This is a genomic window from Kribbella sp. WER1 (genome assembly GCF_054189145.1).
On sequence record NZ_CM135186.1, the window covers coordinates 5,966,183 to 5,985,685 of the forward strand.

Below are 19,503 nucleotides of genomic sequence, written 5' to 3' on the forward strand. Positions count from 1 at the left end.
GAGGTCGAACAGTGTGTCCTCAATTGTCAAGGGCGGAATAGTGCGAGGCGTCGCCGGTCCGCGGCGTACTGCGGACCCCGTCGACGCTCACCGGGACGTCACCGGCGAGCGTGATCCGGTGCAGCCGGCGCGGCAGGTCGTCGTAGTCGGCGACGCCGAAGTGCTGGGTCGCACGGTTGTCCCAGATCGCCAGGTCGCCGGGCTGCCAGTGCCAGCGGACGGTGTTGTCGTTGTTGGTGACACGGTTCTGCAGCAGGTTGAACAGTGCCGTGGTCTCCGCCGAGCTGAGGCCGACGAAGCGCCGTACGAAATGACCGAGCACGAGCGCGCGTTCGCCGGTCTCCGGGTGCACACGGACCACCGGGTGCTCGGTCTCGAACAGCTTCGACTCGAACTGCTTGTGGTGCTCCTCGTACTTGACGTCCACCCCGCCGATCCGCCCCTCGTCGGCGTGGCCGGCGTAGTCGTACACGTTGCTGTGAACCGCCCACAGCCGGTCGACCAGCGCCTGCAGCGCGCGCGGGAGGTTCGCGTACGCCGTGACTGTGTTCGCCCAGGTGGTGTCGCCGCCGTACGCCGGGAGCGTCACCGCTCGGAGCAGGCTGATCGCGGGCACCCGGTCGACGAACGTGGCGTCGGTGTGCCAGCTGTTCGCCTTGCTGAAGTCGGAGTCGATCGGGAGCACGTTCGCGGCGCCGTCGAGGCTCTTCGAGGTCGGGTGCGCGAGCGTGGGCGTTCCGAGCAGCTTCGCGAAGGCGAGCTGCCCGGCATCGTCCAGGTGGTGCTGCTCGCGGAAGAAGATCACCTTGTGCTCGAGCAGCGCGCCCCGGATCGCCGCCACCGTCTCCGGCGCCAGGTCCCCGCCGAGCCGGACGTTGCCGACCACTGCTCCCAGGGCGCCGCCCACCTTGGCGACGGTGATCTCCGGTGCTTGCAGTTGTGCAGTCATGCTGTCGCTCCCTCACGATCGGTGAAGTTCCATAATCCAATCGAATTAGTAGACTTAAGAGCTGTTTCGGGATGTGGGATCAGGTGCGTGACGGGTCACGTAGTGTTGGGGGCGTGTCGACCGCCGCTCTTGAACCTGCCCCTGATACCGCCGACGTGCCGGAGTTGGTGGTCGGGTTCGATCTGGACATGACGTTGATCGACTCGCGGCCGGGGATCCAGGCGGTCTGGGATCTGCTGGCCGCGGAGACCGGCGTGCCGATCGACTCCGACCTGGTGGTCAGCCGGCTCGGGCCGCCGTTGACCTGGGAGATGGCGAACTGGTTCCCGCCCGAGCAGGTCGACGCGATGGTCGCGCGGTACCGCGAGCACTACCCGGCGCACGCGATCTCGGGCAGCCTGCCGTTGCCGGGGGTGGCCGAGTCGCTGGCCGCGATCCGGGCGCTCCGCGGCCGGACGATGGTGGTGTCCGCGAAGTACACGCCGTCCGTCCGCCTGCACCTGGAGCACCTCGGGCTGGACGTCGACGAGCCGGTCGGTGACCTGCACGGCGCCGAGAAGGGTACGGCGCTGCGCGAGCACCAGGCGACGGTCTTCGTCGGCGATCACACCGCGGACATCGACGGCGCGCACGCGGCCGGTGCGGTCGCGGTATCGGTCGCGACCGGGCCGTTCACCGCGGACGAGTTGCGCGCGTACGGCGCTGACGTCGTACTGAACGACCTCACCGAGTTCCCCGCGTGGCTGGAGGAGTACGTGCTCGAGCAGCGGCTCGAGGCGCTCATGCGACGGCTGTCGTCGTACGACAAGATGGTGGTCGCGTTCAGCGGCGGCGCCGACTCGGCGTTCCTGCTGGCGGCCGCGGCGCGGGCGATCGGCCCGGCGAACGTGATCGCGGCGACCGCGGTGTCGCCGTCGCTGCCGGCCGCCGAGCTCGAGCCGGCCGCGCGGTTCGCGGACAGTATCGGCGTCCGGCACGTCACCCCGCACACGCACGAGATGGAGCGCGAGGGGTATCAGGCGAACTCCGGTGCCCGGTGCTACTTCTGCAAGGCCGAGCTGATCGAGACGCTGCAGCCGCTCGCGGACGAGTACGGCATCACCGCGATCGCCACCGGCACGAACGCCGACGACGCGATCGCCGGGTTCCGGCCGGGGATCCGGGCCGCGTTCGAACGCGGGGCGCTGACACCGCTGCGGGACGCCCGGCTGACCAAGGCGCAGATCCGGACCGCGTCGCGCAGCTGGGGCCTGGAGACGTCCGACAAGCCGGCCGCGGCCTGCCTGTCGAGCCGGATCGCGTACGGCATCCGGATCACGCCGAACCTGCTCGTCCGGGTCGACCGCGCCGAGCAGGTGGTACGCGCGAAGCTCTCGTCGTACGCCGTCGAGAACGTCCGCGTCCGCGACCTGGGCGACAGCGCCTCGATCGAGATCGACGCGGCGTTGCTGGACCGCGTCGACCAGCAGGAACTCGTCGACGCGGTGGTCGCGGAAGGGTTCGCGACCGCGCAGGTGGACCCGCGCGGATTCCGCTCCGGGTCGATGAACGAGCGGCTGCCGGAGCCCGAAAAGTACCGAAACCTTTAAGGGGTGCGGGGATGCTGCCGGATCAGGTAGTTTCCCGGAGGCGTGGTTGCGCAGCTTCACGTACGCTTGGTTTTCGATTCCGACTTTGACGACTGAAGAGGTTCCCGTGCCCGTTGGCAAGGTGAAGTGGTATGACTCCGAAAAGGGGTTCGGATTCCTCAGCAAGGAGGAGGGCGGGGACGTCTACGTCCGCGCCGAGGCCTTGCCGTCGGGTGTGACCAACCTGAAGCCGGGGCAGAAGGTGGAATTCGGCGTCGTCGAGGGCCGCAAGGGCGAACAGGCCCTGCAGGTCCGGCTGATCGACCCGCCGCCGTCGGTCGCGAAGGCGATGCGCCCGAAGCCCGAGGAGATGCAGGTCGTCATCGAGGACCTGATCAAACTCCTCGACCGGCTCGGTGAGAACTACCGCCGCGGCCGGCAGCCCGACAACAAGTCCGCCCGCCAGGTCGCGACCGTGCTCCGCGGCGTGGCGGACAAGCTCGACGTCTGAGCTCAGCCCTCCAGCCGATCGATCCGGGACTGGATGCCGTCCAGCACGGTGTCCAGCCCGAACCCGAACTCGGCCGCGTCGAAGTCCCCGGCGTAGCCCTCGTCCGGCGGGACCTCGAGCGTCGCGGCGATGCCCGGAAACCGGTCCGGCGTGGCGAGCATCGTCAGGCGCTGCGTGTAGAGCCGGTCGGCCTCCTGGATGGCGTCCGGCTCGGTCAGCATGTTCGCGGTGAGTTGCGCCGTACCGCGGACGTAGATGTTCACGAGCAGCATCGCGGACAGCCGGTCCTGCGGCGTCAGCGGCGTACCGTCGAACGCCTGCAGGCCGGCCTCCATCCAGTTCAGCTGGTGCGGTGACAGCGGCGGCTCCTGGATCGGGATCTGCAGGATCCACGGGTGCGCACGCAACCCGTCGCGGAACGCCTCCGCCCAGGCGGTGACCTGCTCCCGCCAGCCGCGCCCCGGGACGAACGCGGGCGGGTCGCCGAACGCGTGCTCGAGCATGACGACGTACAGGTCGTCCTTGGCGTCGACGTACCGGTAGAGCGACATCGTGGTGAAGCCGAGCTCGGCCGCCACCTTGCTCATCGAGAGCGCGCCCAGCCCGCCGGCGTCGGCGAGCTTGATCGCGGCGCGCGCGATGTCGCTGATGTGGAACGCCGGCTTGGGGCCGGGCCGGCTCCGGCCTTCGAAACCCCAGAGCTGCTGCAGGACCCTCGGTAGCTCTTCCATGGAGATCACTCTATCTGTTTACAGCATAGACAGTCATGTGTATGGTCTGTGTATGACGCACACAGTGTGCGGCATAGACAGATAACCGGAGGGGTCGTCATGGGTACGAACGAACGGGCGGGACGCAAGGAGTGGATCGCGCTCGGCGTGCTCGCACTGCCGCTGCTGCTGGTCTCGATGGACGTCTCGGTGCTGTACTTCGCGGTCCCGTTCATCAGCGCCGACCTCGGCGTGAACGCGACCGAGCAGCTGTGGATCTTCGACATCTACGGCTTCGTACTCGCCGGCCTGCTGATCACGATGGGCTCGCTCGGCGACCGGATCGGCCGTCGCAAGCTGCTGCTGTTCGGCGCGGTCGGGTTCGGCCTCGCGTCCGTCGCCGCGGCGTACGCGCAGAACCCGGAGCAGCTGATCGCCGCCCGCGCGATCCTCGGCATCGGCGGCGCGACCCTGATGCCGTCGACCCTGGCGCTGATCCGGAACATGTTCCACGACGCCAAGCAGCGGCAGAAGGCGATCGCGTTCTGGAGCGCGGTGATGATGGGCGGGATCACCCTCGGGCCGGTGCTCGGCGGGTTCCTGCTGGAGCACTTCTGGTGGGGCTCGGTGTTCCTGATCAACACTCCCGCGATGGTGCTGCTCGTGGTGCTCGCGCCGGTGCTGCTGCCGGAGTTCAAGGCGCCGGTGCGCGGACGGTTCGACCTGCTCGGCTCGGTGCTGTCGCTGGCCGGCGTACTGCCGGTGATCTGGGGGATCAAGGAGATCGCCGCGCACGGTGTGTCGGCGCTGCCGGTGGTCGCGATCGTCGCCGGGCTGGTGTTCGGGGTGCTGTTCGTACAGCGGCAGCGGACCGCGGAGCACCCGATGGTGGACCTGTCGATGTTCCGGAACCGGGCGTTCAGCGGGTCGCTGGCGGCGAACACCATCGGCACCTTGGCGCTGGTCGGGAACGCCGTCTTCCTCACCCAGTACCTGCAGTTGGTGCACGGGCTGTCGCCGTTGAAGGCCGCGCTGTGGTCGCTGGCGCCGTCGGTGCTCGTCGGCGGTGCGGCTCCGCTCGCGACCGCGCTGGCCGGGAAGTTCGACCGGGCCTACGTGATCGGCGGGGCGTTCGTCCTCGCGGCTTCGGGGTACGGCGTACTCACCCAGGTGCGGGTCGACTCGTCGCTCGCCGTCCCGCTGGTCGGCGCCGGTCTGCTCGCGGCGGGCCTGGTGATGGTGATGACCCTGGTCACCGAGGCCGTCGTCGGCTCGGTCGCCCCCGAGCGCGCCGGGTCCGCGTCCGCGGTGATGGAGACCTGCTCCGAGTTCGGCGGCGCCCTCGGCATCGCGATCCTCGGCTCGATCGGCACCGCCGTCTACCGCTCCGACGTACCGCCCAACCTCCCCGCCGCCGTCACAACCCCTGTCCGCGAAGGCCTCCCCGCCGCCACCGCCGCAGCCGCCCACCTCCCCGCGGAACTGGCCGACACCGTCCTGACCACCGCCCGCCACGCCTTCACCCACAGCATGAACACAGTCGCCCTGGTAGGCGCCATCCTCCTGCTGGCCACCGCAGTAACCACCACCCTCACCCTCCGCAACACCAAGCCGGCCGAAGAGCCTGCGGCCGAGCAGGCTGACCTGGTCCCTGCTCCCTGACGAGGACGGCTAGCGGGGTGGGCGGCGCGGGAGGCCCCGGCGTTTGGGGTGGTGGCGTTCTTCGGTGGGTTCCTCGGACCAGGGGGCCGGGTCTTCGGCGGTGTTCTCGTCTTCTTCCGGTTGGCCGCTCCACCAGCGGCCGACCGGCGGCTCGGGGGGTGGGGTGCCGGTGCGCCACTCGACGGTCGGCTCGTCCTGGGTGTCGGAGCGGCGGGCGCGGTTGGCGCGTTGTTCGGCGACGCTGAGGATGGTCCGGGACGTGCTGTCAGGGTGCTCGTCGTACGTCGGGTGCCGGTGCGGATGGTGCGGGCCGTCCGTACGCGGGCCGCCGAGGCCGCCGGGGCGCAGCGGGCCTTCGGTCGGGCGCGGCGCGGGGCGCATCCGCAGGACCAGGAAGACCACGATCAGCAGGACCCCGGCGAGGAATCCGAACCCGAGCCGCGGGATCAACGGCAGCACGATCCCGCACCCGCCGCCGATCACCCACGCGAGCTGCAGCACCGTCTCCGACCGCGCGAACACCGACGTCCGCACGGACTCCGGGACGTCGCGCTGGATCATCGCGTCCAGCGACAGCTTCCCGAGCGAGCTGCACAACCCGGCCACCAGCCCGAGCGCGACCAGGATCGGCAACCCGTACAGCACCGCGACCGCGACCGCCACGGCGGCGTCCGCGAGCAGCACGACCAGCACCACACCCTCAGGTTTACGGGCCTTGAGCAACGACCCGAGGAGGGTGCCGAGGCTGTTCCCGATCCCGGCCGCGGCGATCACCGCGCCGGCCGCGACCGCGCCCTTCACCCCGCTGATCGGCTGGTCGCGGAGCAGGAACGCCAAATACATGGTGAGGAACCCGGACACGAACCGCAGCCCGAGGTTGCACCGGATCCCGCGCGACACCGCGGCGGTGATCGCGCGCTTGCGGGCGTTCCGCCCCGCCGTACCGGTGACCTCCTCGTCGGCGGGGGAGTCGACCGCGCTCGGCAGCCGGATCGCGAGGACCAGGCCGACGATGTACACCAGCGCCGCCCAGCGCAGCGACCACTGCGGGCCGATCGCGGCGAACGCACCGGCGAGCCCGGCGCCGATCGCGCCGCCGGCGACGCCGGCGAGCGAGATCCGGGAGTTCGCCGTGACCAGCGTGATCTGTTTGGGCAGCAGCCGCGGTACGGCGGACGCGCGGGTGACGCCGTACGCCTTGGAGGCGACGAGGCAGCCGAGGGCCGCCGGGTACAGCCAGACCGAGTTGTGGCTCGTGATCGACGACGCCAACGCCCACACCAGGAACGCGCGGGCGCCGAGCGTCGCGCCGATCGCCCAGCGCCGGCCGTGCCGGAACCGGTCGAGGATCGGCCCGATCAGCGGTGCCATCAACGCGAACGGCGCCATCGTCAGCAGCAGGAACAGCGCGACCCGGTCCCGCGCCTGGTCGCTCGGGACGGTGAAGAACACGGTGCCGGCCAGCGAGACGGCGAACGCGGTGTCACCGGCCGCGTTCACCGCGCCGAGCTCGATCAGCCGCGACAGGCCGGACTCGCCCGCGCCCTGCGCGTTGGTCAGCCCCCGGATCCGCCGCCCGGTCGCCCGCCCGAAGCGCCCGCCGACGGTCGCCGCCTTCTTCGAGGCGGACGCCACTCCTTCGGCGCCGACCTTCGAGGCGTGCCCGACCTTCTTCCCGGCGCTACCGACCTTCTTGCCCGCACTTCCGACGCGTTCCCGCGCCTCTCCCACGCGCTCCCGGCCCGACTTCCCCGGCCCGGGGCCGTGACCGGTCGTCGCTCCGCGATCCTCGCGGGCGTTCGGGTCGGACGGGTCGGGGGAGTGCATGAGACCATCCTGCCTCCTCCCGGGGACAGACCGCAGGCACGGCGCGTACGAAGCCGGTCGCACGGGCGGTTCGGCGTACGGCAGGCGGCATGCGAGAATGGGCGATTGTGACTCCCGTCAAATCGCCCGAACCGGTACGTGCCAAGCCCGACGCCGTCTGCGTCGCGGCGGTCGAACCGGCCCGGGAGGCCGCGATCGCCCAGGCCGGCGGTGCCCAGGCCGGTGCCGCGCAGGTCGGGGAACACCTCGGTCACCTGGTCGAGGGCGAGCGTCTCGTCACGCACTACTTCGCCTCCGCGCACCCCGGGTACCGGGGCTGGCGCTGGGCCGTCACGCTGACCCGCGCGTCCCGGGCCAAGACCGTCACGATCAACGAGGTCGTGATGCTCCCCGGCGACGACGCGGTGGTCGCGCCGCAGTGGGTCCCGTGGTCGGATCGCGTCCAGCCCGGCGACCTGCGCCCCGGCGACCTGTTCCCGACGCTGCCGGACGACCCGCGGCTCGAGCCCGGCTTCACCGACACCGCGGACGCCCCGGAAGAGGTGCTCACGGTCGTCGAGGAGCTCGGCCTCGGACGCGAGCGCGTGCTGTCGCCGATCGGACGCGAGGACGCGGCCGAGCGCTGGTACGCCGGGGACTTCGGGCCGACGTCCGCGATCGCCCAGGCAGTCCCGTACAAGTGCCACTCCTGCGGCTACTGGATCCGCCTCGCCGACAGCCTCGGCCAGGCGTTCGGCGTCTGCGCCAACGAGATGGCCCCGGGCGAGGCCCGCGTCGTCGCGTACGACTACGGCTGCGGCGCCCACTCCGACGCCACCATCGAGAACACCGACCACCCCACCCCCGAACACGCCTTCGACACCACCGGCTACGACACCCTCGAACTGGCTCCGTCCGAGGACTGACCTTTCAGTCTTCGGTGGCGGGGCGGTGGCCGGCTTGGATGGCGGTCCAGCGGCGTTTGCAGTACCAGAGTCCGATCAGGCCGAGGACGAAGCCGGCGACGGGGACCCAGAGCCACCAGTCGAGGCCGTCGTCCTTCAACTGGCCGCGGAAGATCAGCAGGACGACGAACGCGACCACCCAGAGCGCGATCCCGGTGAGGACGCTCGGGATGCCGGACAGGTCGAGCGGCTTGACCTCGGCGTGCACCAGCTCACCGCGGGCGAGCTGGCTCGTCGGGTCGGTGCGCTTCTTGGATGCAGCCTCCTCCGTCACGCCCCTAGCTTAACGGCAACGGTTTGACGTAAGTGCTCGCAACTGCCCGGTAGGAACTGGCACTATGCGGGTCATGAGCTCGCCCCAGGGCACGAAGGCCCGCTCCCTGTCCGGTCCACTCGACTCGTTCTTCAAGATCAGTGACCGCGGTTCCACGCTCGGGCGCGAGGTCCGTGGCGGGCTGGTGACGTTCTTCACGATGGCCTACATCGTGGTGCTGAACCCGCTGATCATCGGCACCGTCAAGGACGGCTCGGGCCAGCTGATCGGTGGCGGCACGGACCCGGCGGTGTCGATCGCCAAGGTCGCGGTCGCGACCGCCTTCGTGGCCGGCGTGCTCACGATCCTGATGGGCGTGGTGGCGAACTTCCCACTCGCCGTGGCCGCCGGACTCGGCCTGAACGCCTACGTGGCCTTCTCGATCGCGGCGCTGAAGGACATGACCTGGGCGGACGCGATGGGCCTGGTCGTACTCGAGGGCCTGGTCATCCTGGTGCTGGTCCTGACCAAGTTCCGGAAGGCCGTCTTCGAGGCGGTCCCACTGCAGCTGAAGGTCGCGATCAGCGTCGGCATCGGCCTGTTCATCGCGTTCGTCGGGCTGGTCGACGCAGGCATCGTACGGCGCCCGGCCGCGCCGAGCGGACCGCCGGTCGAGTTGGGCGTCGGCGGCGAGCTGCGCGGCTGGCCGGTGCTGGTGTTCGTCGTCGGGCTGCTGCTGATCGTCGGGTTGTACGTCCGCAAGGTGAAGGGTGCGATCCTGATCGGGATCGTCTCCGCGACGGTGCTGGCGATCGTCCTGCAGGCGATCTTCGATCTCGGCTCGCGGGCGGAGAAGCCGGGCGGCTGGGGCCTGAACATCCCGGAGCTGCCGCACACGTGGTTCTCGAAGCCGAACCTCGATCTGCTCGGCAAGTTCAGCCTGTTCGGGTCGTTCGAGCGGATCGGCGTGGTCTCGGCACTGCTGATCGTGTTCACCCTGGTGCTGGCCGACTTCTTCGACACCATGGGCACGATGACCGCGATCGGCGCCGAAGCCGGCCTGCTGGACGAGAACGGCATCCCGGTGAACTCGCAGCGGATCCTGATCGTCGACGCGGTCGCGGCCGGGGCCGGTGGTGCCGCGTCGGCCTCGAGCAACACGGCGTTCATCGAGTCGGCCTCGGGCGTCGGCGAGGGCGCGCGGACCGGGCTGGCGAGTGTGGTGACCGGGATCTGCTTCCTGATCTCGATGGTGATCGCGCCGCTGGTGACGCTGGTGCCGTACGAGGCGGCGACGCCGGCGCTGATCCTGGTCGGGTTCCTGATGATGACGCAGGTGAAGGGGATCGACTTCGACGACATCGAGGTCGCGTTCCCGGCGTTCCTGACGATCGTGCTGATGCCGTTCACGTACTCGATCTCGGCCGGCATCGGCGCCGGGTTCGTCTCGTACGTGATCCTGAAGCTGGTCCGCGGCAAGGCCCGCCAGGTGCACCCGCTGATGTGGGTGGTCTCGGCGCTGTTCGTGGTGTACTTCGCGATCGGCCCGCTGACGGACTGGCTAACCTGAGCAGGGTGGACCCGCTCGAGGACTTCCCCGCCCAATCCGCACGCACCGGCCGCTTCACCCACGGCCTGCCCAAGTCCTTCACCCTGGGTGACGAGCACGTGCTGTTCCTCCGGACCACCGGCCCGGAGGACCGCACCAGTTGCCTGTGGCAACTCACGGCGGACGGCGAGGAACAGCTCGTGGTGGCGCCGGAGGACCTCGACGCCGACGGCGCGGTCCCGGACGCGGAGCGGGTACGGCGGGAACGCACCCGCGAGCACGCGTCCGGCATCGTCGGGTACTCGGCCGACCGGACCGCCCGGCAGCTCGTCTTCGCGCTCCAGGGCGTGCTGTACCACCTCGACGGGACGGCCGCGCTGCCCCGCGAGATCTGGACCGCCGGCCGCGTGGTGGATCCGCGGATCGACCCGACCGGCCGCCGGGTCGCGTACGTCACCGGCCGGGAGCTGCACGTCGTCGATCTTGCTGACGGCAACGACCTGGCGTTGGGCGTGGACGACGACCCCGAGGTCGGCTGGGGTCTCGCCGAGCACGAGGCGGCGGAGTCGATGGGCCGCACCCGCGGGCACTGGTGGTCGCCGGACGGGACCAGGTTGCTCGCGGCCCGGGTCGACCTGACCCCGGTGCAGCGCTGGTGGATTGCCGACCCCGCGAACCCGGACCGCCGGCCCCGCGAGGTCGCCTACCCGGCGGCCGGTACGCCGAACGCGATCGTCACGCTGCACGCGTTCGACCTGACCGGCGGCGCGGTCGAGCTGCGCTGGGACCGAGCGGCGTACGAGTACCTGGCATCAGTGACGTGGGACGCGCACGGGCCGCTGCTCGCCGTACAGTCCCGTGATCAGCGCACGCTCCGGATCCTCGCGGGTGATCCCGGCACCGGCGTGACGAAGCTCCTGCACGAGCAGCGAGACCCGGCGTGGGTCGAGCTAATCCCCGGGACGCCGGCCCGGACAGCGTCCGGCAAGCTCGTGCACACCGTCGACGACGGCGACACCCGGCGGCTGACGGTGGACGACGTACCGGTCACGCCGGAGAGTCTGCAGGTGCGCGGGGTCCTCGACGTCACCGGGGAGCAGGTGCTGTTCGAGGCGAGCGACGAGCCGACCGAGAACCACCTCTGGCTGTACGACGGCACGCTCCGCCGGCTCACCGACGAGCCGGGTACGCATACCGCGAGCCGCTCCGGCGACACGTACCTCGTCGAGTCGAGCACCGAGTCCAGCCGGTCGTACGTCGTCCGCCGGACGGGCCGCCCCGACCGCACGATCGAGTCCCGGGCCGCGACACCGGTCGTCACCCCGCGGATCACCTGGCTGCGGGCGGGCGAGCGCGAGCTACGGACCGCCGTACTGCTCCCGTCCTGGTACGAGGGCGGCACGCTCCCGGTGCTGATGGCGCCGTACGCCGGTCCCGCGATGCAACTGGTGATGCGCCGGTCGAGTGCGGCGTTCGCGACCGGGCAGTGGTTCGCGGAGCACGGGTTCGCCGTGGTGATCGCGGACGGCCGCGGTACGCCGGGACGTGGGCCGGCGTGGGAGAAGACCGTGTACCTCGACAACCTGACGGCACCGCTCGAGGACCAGGTGACCGCGCTGCACGCCGCCGCCGAACAGACGGGTGCGCTCGACGTGACCCGCGTCGGCATCCGCGGCTGGAGCTACGGCGGCCTGCTCGCCGCGGCCGCCGTCCTGCTGCGACCGGACGACTTCCATGCCGCCGTCGCCGGCGCCGCACCGGCCGACCAACGGCTCTACGGCACGCACTGGCGCGAACGGTTCCTCGGGCACCCGGACGAGCACCCCGACGTCTACGACCGCCTGTCGCTGATGACGTACGCCGCCGACCTGCGCCGCCCGCTCCTCCTGGTCCACGGCCTCGCCGACGACAACGTCTTCGTGGCGCACACGCTCCGCCTGTCCGCCGCACTGACCGCCGCCGGCCGCCCCCACCAGGTCCTGCCACTGAGCAACGTCACCCACATGGCAGGCAACGCAGCCGCCGCCGGCCTCATGCGCTCGGAGCTGGCGTTCCTGTCGGCGCACCTGAGTCCCGCAGCGCCAGGTACTCCGTCCGCGCGGTGAAGAGGTCGCGGAGTTCGGTGCTGACGTTGTCGAGGAAGTCGGTGCGGAACGTGTTGTCGGTGAGTAGCGCGATCGAGTAGTAGAGGCCGGTGAAGTTCGCGATGCCGACGGCGACCTTGACCAGTGACGCGCTGAGCAGCAGCGGGTGGTGCATCAGCGTGATGTCGTACGACCAGGAGCCGGGGGTGACGCCCCACTGGTCGTAGACGTGCTTGCTGATCGCGAGCATCCCGAAGCCGACGAAGAACAGGCCGACGCCGGCGCTCACGACCAGGACCTGCATCCACTGGCGGATCACCAGATTGATGCTCAGGTTCAGCCGCTGGCTCCGGCGCAGCGGTGGGCCGGAGCCTGCGTCGCGTTCGATCGCGTCGACCTCGCGGGGCAGCCGGATCAGCAGGAACAGCGTGCTGAGGGCGGTGAACGCGACCATCAGCAGCACGATGAACGCGGCAGGCATGGTGCCGAAGACCTGCCACATGTCCGCGGTCACGAACAGCACCAGCGAGAAGACCAGCAGCAGCGGGAGCGCGCGGATCAGGCTCGCGACCGAGTTCCCGAGCTCGGTCGCGAGCCGCCGCAGACCCCAGTACGTCGTCGCGATCAGGCCGTAGCCGACCACGACGTACACCACGCCGATCAGCAGGAGGTTGCCGAAGGCAATGCCGAAGAACTGCCGGATCTGCTCCTGGGTGACCACCGGCAGCAGCGCCGGGAGGAACACGAAGACCGCCAGCTCCGGGATCCCGAAGCGGGTCGGCAACGACCAGAACGGCCGCCCACGGAACCTGTTCAGCAGCCCGAAGCCGACGACCAGCACGATCAGCCCGCCGAGCGCGGCCAGCAGGTTCTGCCACCAGTGCCAGTCGAGCGAGGTGGCGCCGAGCATCTCGATCAGGAACACGACCACGAGCAGCGGCGCGGCCCGGGTGAAGATGTCGTGCGTCGGCGAGAAGTCCTCGATGAACAGCGGCAGCCCCGCCCGCCGGAACCGCTGCTCGTACCGCTCCAGCTGCGCAGTCATGCGCCGAACTCTAGCGGTGCCAGGAATACCAGCCCGTGAACGCGCGTTTTTAGTTAGCAAAGGTAATGAGTTAAGGTAAAGACATGCCCGAAGTCGTAGCCCAGCAGGTGAAGAGTGACGTCGGGCTGGCCAGTGCCCTGCGGTCATCGACGCTGCGCTTGTCCCGGCAGATCCGCCGGCAGCGCGAGCCCGGTCACGACCTCACCGCGAACCAGCTCAGCGTGCTCGGCGCGCTGTCCAAGCACGAGGCGATGACGATCGGCGAGCTGGCCGCCCACGAGCAGGTGAAGCCGCCGTCGATGACGCGGATCGTGACGAACATGGAGGAGGCGGGCCTGGTGGTCCGCCGGCCGCATCCGACCGACAAGCGGCAGATCGTCGTCGAGCTGACCGACCGCGCCGACGAGCTGATCCTGGCCAACCGCCGGCGCCGCGACGAGTGGCTGCAGACCAAACTGAAACAACTGACCCCCGAGGAGCGCGACATCCTGCGCAAAGCAGCACCCGTTCTGGAACGGCTGGCTCGATGAGCCCGACCTTCCGTGCCTTCAAAGTCCGCAACTTCCGTCTCTACGCCTCCGGCGCGATCGTCTCGAACGTCGGCACCTGGATGCAGCGTGTCGCCCAGGACTGGCTGGTCCTGGAGCTGACCCACTCCGGGGCCGCGCTCGGGATCGTCACCGGCCTGCAGTTCCTGCCTGCCCTCCTCCTCGGTCCGTACGCCGGTGTGCTCGCCGACCGGATGCCCAAGCGCCAGCTGCTGACGTACACCCAGATCGCGATGGCCTCCGTTGCCCTGGTTCTCGGCGGCCTCACCGTCGCCGGTGTGGTGCAGCCGTGGCACGTGTTCCTGCTCGCGCTGCTGTTCGGCATCGGGACGGCGTTCGACGCCCCGGCCCGGCAGGCGTTCGTGGTCGAGATGGTCGGCCGCGACGAGCTCGCCAACGCGGTCGGGCTGAACTCGGCGTCGTTCAACGCGGCCCGGCTGCTCGGCCCGGCGCTCGCCGGTGTGCTGATCAGCTGGATCGGCACCGGCCCGGTGATCATGATCAACGCCTTCACGTACTCCGCGGTGATCCTGTCGCTGCGGATGATGCGCGTCTCCGAACTGTTCACGCCGAAGCCCGCGGCCCGCGAGAAGGGCATGATCCGGGACGGCATGCGGTACCTGTGGCGCCGGCCGGAGCTGATGATGGTGCTGGTCACGGTGTTCTTCGCCGGCACCTTCGGGCTGAACTTCCAGATGACGTCGGCGCTGATGGCGACCGAGGCGTTCCACAAGGGCGCGGGGGAGTACGGCCTGCTCGGGTCGGTGCTCGCGATCGGGTCGCTGTCCGGTGCGTTGCTGGCCGCGCGGCGGGTGCGGATCCGGGCCCGGCTGGTGATCGGCGCGGCGATCCTGTTCGGGCTGTTCGAGATCGTCAGCGCGCTGATGCCGACGTACCTGACGTTCGCGCTGGTGCTGCCGCTGGTCGGGCTGACCTCGCTGACCATGCTGACCTCGGCGAACGCGACCATGCAGCTGAGCATCGAGCCGACCATGCGCGGCCGGGTGATGGCGCTGTACATGACGCTGCTGATGGGCGGTACGCCGATCGGCGGCCCGTTCATCGGGTGGGTCGGCCAGGCGATGGGCGCCCGCTGGTCGCTGATCGTCGGCGGCGGGCTGACCGTGGTCGGCGCCGTCGGGTCGGTGCTGTACTTCTCCCGCAAGCGCGGGCTGTCGATCCGCCCGCGGCTGCTCCCGCGCCCGCACCTCGAGGTGCTCCCGCAGACCGAGCTGCTCGGCGAGAAGGCCGCCGTGGACGCGGCCCCGGAGCCGACCAGCCCCCGGGTCGCCTAGGGCCGGATCCGGGTCAGCAGGCGCGCAGCGAAGAACAGTACGTCGAGGTCGGCGCCCCGTGCGCTGACCATCGCGGCCGGGTCGTGCTTCGGCTTCGGGCGGTCGAGCGGCGTCCGGTCGGTGCCGACCCGCAGGTACCCGCGGCCCCACTCCACCTCGAGGATGGTGTCCAGCGGCACCGACCACGGATTCCCGTTCGCCTTCTTCCGGCGCCCGGCGCGGAGCCCGTACGTGAACGTGAGCTGCCCGTTCGCGACCGACAACGTCGTGTCCCGCCCGGTGATCCGGTCCGGAGCGGGCGGCGGCGCGAGCAGCCAGCGTGCGGCCGCGGCCGGTACGTCCCGGCGGGCGAGGGTACGGCGGATCTCGCCGGCGACCTGCTCCGCGGGCGCCGCGTCCACCCCCGGGAAGTCGTACAAGTCGCCGAGGACCTCGACGCCGGTGACGGCGAGCAGCGGATCGGCCCCGTCGCGGAGCGTGAGCCGCAGGCCGCCCGGGTGCTCCGCGGACGCGCCGTACACCTCGACCGACTGCAGCGCCTCGACCGGCAGCACCCGTTCCCGCAGGCGGGTCCGCAATGCCGCGGTCAGCGGATCGAGCCCCGGCTGCGTCCCGTCGTACCGGATCCGGAGGGTCCCGACGCCGTCCCAGACGACCGTGCCGTTCGTGCTCGTCAGCTCACCACCTGCCACCCACCTATCCTCCCTGGTCCGCAGGTCCACCGCAGGTTCTGGGGTGTAACCCGCACAATGGGGTGTGACCACTTACGACCTCGTCGTCATCGGGACCGGCTCCGGGAACACGATCGTGAACCGGCGGTTCGCGGACCGGAAGGTGGCGATCGTCGAGCGCGGGACGTTCGGCGGCACCTGCCTGAACTTCGGCTGCATCCCGACCAAGATGTTCGTGCACGCCGCCGACGTCGCCGCGACCCCCTCGGTGAGCTCGCGGTACGGCGTCGACGAGCAGCTGCTCGGCGTCCGCTGGACCGACGTCCGGGACCGGATCTTCGGACGGATCGACCCGATCTCCGCGGGCGGCTCGGAGTACCGGCATCACAACGCGGACAACGCGAACGTGCACATGTACGACGGCACCGGGCGGTTCACCGGGTTCAAGGAGCTGACGGTCGACAACTTGGACGGGTCGACCAGCGTGTTCAGCGGCGAGCAGTTCGTGATCGCGACCGGCAGCCGGCCGGTGATTCCGCCGATCCCCGGCCTCGAGGAGACCGGGTACCACACCTCGAACACGATCATGCGGCTGGACGAGTTGCCGCGCCGGATCGCGATCATCGGCAGCGGGTTCGTCGCGGCCGAGTTCGCGCACGTGTTCGCGGCGTTCGGCGTCGAGGTGACGATCGTCGCCCGCTCCCAGGAGCTGCTCCGGCACGAGGACGCCGAGGTCGCCGCGCGGTACACCGAGATCGCGCAGGACCTGTACGACGTACGGCTGAACCGCGAGACCGTTCGGGTGCATCGCCGCGACGACGGCTCGATCGCGCTGAAGATGCTGCACCCGGGCGGCGTCGAGGAACTGGTCGTCGACGAGCTCCTGGTCGCGGTCGGCCGGGAACCGAACTCGGACCTGCTGAACCTCGCCGCGACCGGCGTCGACGTCGACAGCGCCGGCCGGGTCGTCGTGGACAAGTACCAGGAGACGAACGTCGAGGGCGTCTACGCGCTCGGCGACGTGACGAACCCGCACCAGCTGAAGCACGTCGCGAACCACGAGGCCCGGGTGGTCAAGCACAACCTGCTGAACCCCGACGACCGGATCGAGGCCGACCACCGGTTCGTCCCGCACGCGGTGTTCAGCTCGCCCCAGATCGCCTCCGTCGGCCTCACCGAACGGGAGGCGCAGGAGCGCGGGATCCCTTATGTGACAGCGATCCAGCGGTACGCCGACATCGCGTACGGCTGGGCGATGGAGGACACCACCGGCTTCGCGAAGGTCATCGCCGACCCGGAGACGGCGCAGATCCTCGGCTGCCACATCATCGGCCCCCAAGCCCCGACGGTGATCCAGCCCGTCATCCAGGCAATGTCCTTCGGCCTCGACGCCTACACCATGGCCCGCAACCAGTACTGGATCCACCCCGCCATGCCAGAACTAATCGAAAACGCCCTCCTGAAGCTCGACATACACCCGGGAGGTTAACCCGTTGTCACCGTCCGCCGAGTCGTGGCAAACGGCCCGCATCCCCTGCACCGAGTCGTGAGAAAAGGCGCCGGAAACCAGCCACAATCCACGACTCGACGAGCATGTGCCGAGCCGTTCGCCACGACTCGGCGTAGTCATGTGCGAGTGCTTCGCCGGTGTAGCGGGTTCGTAGTTCGTGGTACCGCGGCTGCTTGACCGCGCGAGGAGTGCAAGGTAGGAGGTCGCGGAAGATCCGTGCGACGGTGTGCATCCGAAGACCGGGGCGCCCTGCGTCCGCGCCGCCCCGCCGTACCAACGCCGACCAGTACCGGACCTGGACGGGCCTACATCCGAAATGCTGAGATCACCTCGGCGACTGCCTCGATCGTGCTGAGGTCGGGAAGGCTGATCATTACTTCGGAGACGCCGGCTTCGGAGAGTTCGCGGAAGCGGCCTATTTGGTCGTCGATTGTCCCGGCGTTGACGGTTGCGGCGTACTTCTCCGGGTTGACGTTGCGGGGGCGGAGCGTGCGGATCAACTGGTCGAGTTGATTGCGGTCTTTTCCGACGAGTGTTGTCGAGAGGTGCGTCAGCTCGATCGGTTTTGTGAGGTGCTTGGCTCGCTCGCGTACTGCGGCTATGTCGCCGAAGACGTTGACCGCGTCCGCGTAACGGCTTGCGAGGCGGAGAGTTCTGGGGCCGCTGCCGCCGACCAGCACGGGCAGATGTTCTTGCAGGGGACGCGGATAGCAGGTGGTGTCCGGTACGTCGAGCACCTTGCCGTGGAAGGGTTTGTTGCCTGGGCCCCAGAGAACGGGCAGTAGCTGCAACGCGTCCTCCAGCAGGGCATACCGTTCAGCCACCGGTGGAAACCGCCAGCCGTACGCCTTGTGCTCGGCCTCGAACCACGCCAGCCCGACCCCGCACACCGCGCGCCCACCACTCAACACATCGAGCGTCGCCGCGAGCTTCCCGAGATGCCCGACATTTCGGTACGTGATACCCGAAACCAGCGTGCCCAGCCGGGCCCGACCAGTACACGCCACGAGATACCCGAGCGTCGTCCAGCTTTCCAGGAAGTCCTCCCACGCCCGCCCCACCTGCGGAATCTGCCGGAAGTGGTCCATCACGTAGATCGAGTCGAACCCGGCCGCCTCCGCCCGTTCCGCGACCTCGCGCAGCCAGGTCGCCGTCGCCGCCCGGCCGCCGGGATGGGTGTAGCTGCTCAGCTGCAGACCGAACCGCAGCCCGACCGGCGCTTCGGCTTGCCGGACCCGCGCCGCGGTCGACTCCACGAACGCCGTTGGCACCACCCGCGCAGCCGCCGGCGCGAGTACGTCGTCGTACCCCTCATCGGCCAACTCGTCCTTCACCCGCCGCCAGGTGCGGAGCTGAGCCGTCAACGCATCAGCCGGAATTCGCTTCGCCGCCCGCTCCCGGTTCCGCCGCCGGCACTCCTCGGCCGGCGTGTCGAAACCGACGGCAACACAGGCCATCCCCGCCGCACGAGCCGCCGCCAACCATCCCGTCCGCCGCTCGCGGTCCAGTCCCAAGGTGTCGACAACCGTCGTCAGCCCGCGCCGGACTCGCTGCCCCACCACCTCTTCCAGCAAGGCAAAGGCATCCGCACTCGCCGCGATGTCGTCCTCGCCCGAACCGACGAGCGCCCGCAGCCGATCGCTGGACACCACGAGCTCGGCGCCGAAGTGTTCCGCCGCCCACGTCGACTTCCCGGACGCGCCGGGACCGACCAGGATCACCAGACACGGCGACGGCAGCTTGAGCTCCATGAAAAGCAGTTTCCACCACCGATAGCATTTTCCGATGCGATTGTTCGTGGCGGTGGTCCCGCCCAGTGACGTTGTGGAGGATCTGAGTACGTTCGTCGAGCCGCGCCGGGAGCATCCGGACGACGACATCCGATGGGCGACGGACGAGCACTGGCACATCACGTTGGCGTTTCTCGGTGACGTGCCGGACTGGAAGACCGAGGAGCTCGAGGAGCGGCTGGAGCGGGCCGCGGGACGGCAGCGGCCGTTCGCCTTGCAGATCGCCGGCGCCGGCGCGTTCCCCGGCGTACCGGACGCGCGGGTGCTGTACGCCGGGGTCCGCGACGACACCGAATCACTCAAGCACTTGTCGATGACCACCCGAGCCGCGGCGAACCGGGCCGGGGTCGAGGTCGAGGGGCGGAAGTTCACGCCGCACCTGACGCTGGCGCGGCTGCGCCGGCAGCTGGACGTCACCAAGTGGGTGCGGATCTTCGAGAACTACGAGAGCCCGGTGTGGACGGCGGGCAGCCTGCAGCTGATCGAGTCCCGGCTGGGCGAGGGCCCGGGCCACAGTGCGGCGTACGTCACGGTAGGCGAATGGGACTTCTTAGGCTAACCTCATCAAGGTTAGCCGTACCTAAGAA

General features: G+C 69.9%; 17 protein-coding genes. 10 read left to right on the forward strand and 7 right to left on the reverse strand.

All coding sequences use genetic code 11. The features are described 5' to 3' along the window. Window positions 1–19: 19 nt before the first annotated feature. A complete protein-coding gene (locus ACXJJ3_RS29030; protein WP_458165012.1) occupies window positions 20–949 on the reverse strand; it encodes a TauD/TfdA dioxygenase family protein in 930 nt (309 codons plus the stop codon). Window positions 950–1,104: 155 nt separating this feature from the next. Here ACXJJ3_RS29030 and larE point away from each other — a divergent pair, with 155 nt between their 5' ends. Together larE and ACXJJ3_RS29040 are read left to right on the forward strand one after the other, a co-directional pair. After that, on the forward strand, window positions 1,105–2,538 hold the full coding sequence (gene larE / locus ACXJJ3_RS29035) for an ATP-dependent sacrificial sulfur transferase LarE (protein ID WP_458165013.1): 1,434 nt from the start codon (window positions 1,105–1,107) through the stop codon (window positions 2,536–2,538). Window positions 2,539–2,644: 106 nt separating this feature from the next. Next, window positions 2,645–3,028 carry a cold-shock protein gene (locus ACXJJ3_RS29040; RefSeq protein WP_325038649.1) on the forward strand — a complete coding sequence of 128 codons (384 nt, stop codon included), beginning with the start codon at window positions 2,645–2,647 and terminating at the stop codon, window positions 3,026–3,028. A gap of 2 nt (window positions 3,029–3,030) precedes the next feature. Here the strand turns inward: ACXJJ3_RS29040 and ACXJJ3_RS29045 are convergent, their stop codons facing one another. Then, on the reverse strand, window positions 3,031–3,759 hold the full coding sequence (locus ACXJJ3_RS29045; RefSeq protein ID WP_458165014.1) for a TetR/AcrR family transcriptional regulator: 729 nt from the start codon (window positions 3,757–3,759) through the stop codon (window positions 3,031–3,033). A 99-nt stretch (window positions 3,760–3,858) separates the two neighbouring features. Between ACXJJ3_RS29045 and ACXJJ3_RS29050 the strand changes: the two genes are divergently transcribed. After that, window positions 3,859–5,400: an MFS transporter gene (locus ACXJJ3_RS29050; RefSeq protein ID WP_458165015.1), complete on the forward strand. Its 1,542-nt coding sequence runs from the start codon at window positions 3,859–3,861 to the stop codon at window positions 5,398–5,400. 9 nt (window positions 5,401–5,409) lie between these two features. On the opposite strand, the gene ACXJJ3_RS29055 is transcribed toward ACXJJ3_RS29050, so the two are convergent. Further along, a complete protein-coding gene (locus ACXJJ3_RS29055; RefSeq protein ID WP_458165016.1) occupies window positions 5,410–7,227 on the reverse strand; it encodes an MFS transporter in 1,818 nt (605 codons plus the stop codon). Window positions 7,228–7,334: 107 nt separating this feature from the next. Between ACXJJ3_RS29055 and ACXJJ3_RS29060 the strand changes: the two genes are divergently transcribed. Further along, window positions 7,335–8,132: a DUF3027 domain-containing protein gene (locus ACXJJ3_RS29060; RefSeq protein ID WP_458165017.1), complete on the forward strand. Its 798-nt coding sequence runs from the start codon at window positions 7,335–7,337 to the stop codon at window positions 8,130–8,132. Window positions 8,133–8,136: 4 nt separating this feature from the next. Here ACXJJ3_RS29060 and ACXJJ3_RS29065 read toward each other — a convergent pair whose 3' ends face one another. Beyond that, entirely contained in the window at window positions 8,137–8,445 is a 309-nt protein-coding gene (locus tag ACXJJ3_RS29065) for a DUF2530 domain-containing protein (RefSeq protein WP_458165018.1), read from the reverse strand. A 73-nt stretch (window positions 8,446–8,518) separates the two neighbouring features. On the opposite strand from ACXJJ3_RS29065, the gene ACXJJ3_RS29070 reads away from it, so the two are divergent. Further along, the gene (locus ACXJJ3_RS29070; RefSeq protein ID WP_458165019.1) at window positions 8,519–9,994 is read left to right on the forward strand and encodes an NCS2 family permease; all 1,476 of its coding nucleotides are present in this window, start codon (window positions 8,519–8,521) and stop codon (window positions 9,992–9,994) included. Window positions 9,995–9,999: 5 nt separating this feature from the next. Then, complete coding sequence (locus ACXJJ3_RS29075; protein ID WP_458165020.1) at window positions 10,000–12,078, forward strand: prolyl oligopeptidase family serine peptidase; 2,079 nt, start codon at window positions 10,000–10,002, stop codon at window positions 12,076–12,078. Here the strand turns inward: ACXJJ3_RS29075 and ACXJJ3_RS29080 are convergent. Then, window positions 12,005–13,102 (reverse strand): hypothetical protein, encoded by a 1,098-nt coding sequence (locus ACXJJ3_RS29080; RefSeq protein WP_458165021.1) that lies wholly within the window; start codon window positions 13,100–13,102, stop codon window positions 12,005–12,007. The two genes, ACXJJ3_RS29075 and ACXJJ3_RS29080, sit on opposite strands and share 74 nt — an antisense overlap. A gap of 83 nt (window positions 13,103–13,185) precedes the next feature. On the opposite strand from ACXJJ3_RS29080, the gene ACXJJ3_RS29085 reads away from it, so the two are divergent. Both ACXJJ3_RS29085 and ACXJJ3_RS29090 read left to right on the forward strand, forming a co-directional pair. Then, window positions 13,186–13,632 carry a MarR family winged helix-turn-helix transcriptional regulator gene (locus ACXJJ3_RS29085; protein WP_458165022.1) on the forward strand — a complete coding sequence of 149 codons (447 nt, stop codon included), beginning with the start codon at window positions 13,186–13,188 and terminating at the stop codon, window positions 13,630–13,632. Next, complete coding sequence (locus ACXJJ3_RS29090; RefSeq protein ID WP_458165023.1) at window positions 13,629–14,945, forward strand: MFS transporter; 1,317 nt, start codon at window positions 13,629–13,631, stop codon at window positions 14,943–14,945. The genes ACXJJ3_RS29085 and ACXJJ3_RS29090 overlap by 4 nt, the downstream gene beginning before the upstream one ends. On the opposite strand, the gene ACXJJ3_RS29095 is transcribed toward ACXJJ3_RS29090, so the two are convergent. After that, window positions 14,942–15,637 (reverse strand): DUF4429 domain-containing protein, encoded by a 696-nt coding sequence (locus tag ACXJJ3_RS29095; protein ID WP_458165024.1) that lies wholly within the window; start codon window positions 15,635–15,637, stop codon window positions 14,942–14,944. The two genes, ACXJJ3_RS29090 and ACXJJ3_RS29095, sit on opposite strands and share 4 nt — an antisense overlap. Before the next feature lie 64 nt (window positions 15,638–15,701). Here ACXJJ3_RS29095 and ACXJJ3_RS29100 point away from each other — a divergent pair, with 64 nt between their 5' ends. After that, window positions 15,702–17,105: a mycothione reductase gene (locus ACXJJ3_RS29100; protein WP_458165025.1), complete on the forward strand. Its 1,404-nt coding sequence runs from the start codon at window positions 15,702–15,704 to the stop codon at window positions 17,103–17,105. A gap of 326 nt (window positions 17,106–17,431) precedes the next feature. Here ACXJJ3_RS29100 and ACXJJ3_RS29105 read toward each other — a convergent pair whose 3' ends face one another. Next, window positions 17,432–18,877: an LLM class flavin-dependent oxidoreductase gene (locus ACXJJ3_RS29105; protein ID WP_458165026.1), complete on the reverse strand. Its 1,446-nt coding sequence runs from the start codon at window positions 18,875–18,877 to the stop codon at window positions 17,432–17,434. Between the two features lie 34 nt (window positions 18,878–18,911). Between ACXJJ3_RS29105 and thpR the strand changes: the two genes are divergently transcribed. Next, complete coding sequence (thpR, locus tag ACXJJ3_RS29110; protein ID WP_458165027.1) at window positions 18,912–19,475, forward strand: RNA 2',3'-cyclic phosphodiesterase; 564 nt, start codon at window positions 18,912–18,914, stop codon at window positions 19,473–19,475. Window positions 19,476–19,503: the final 28 nt, after the last annotated feature.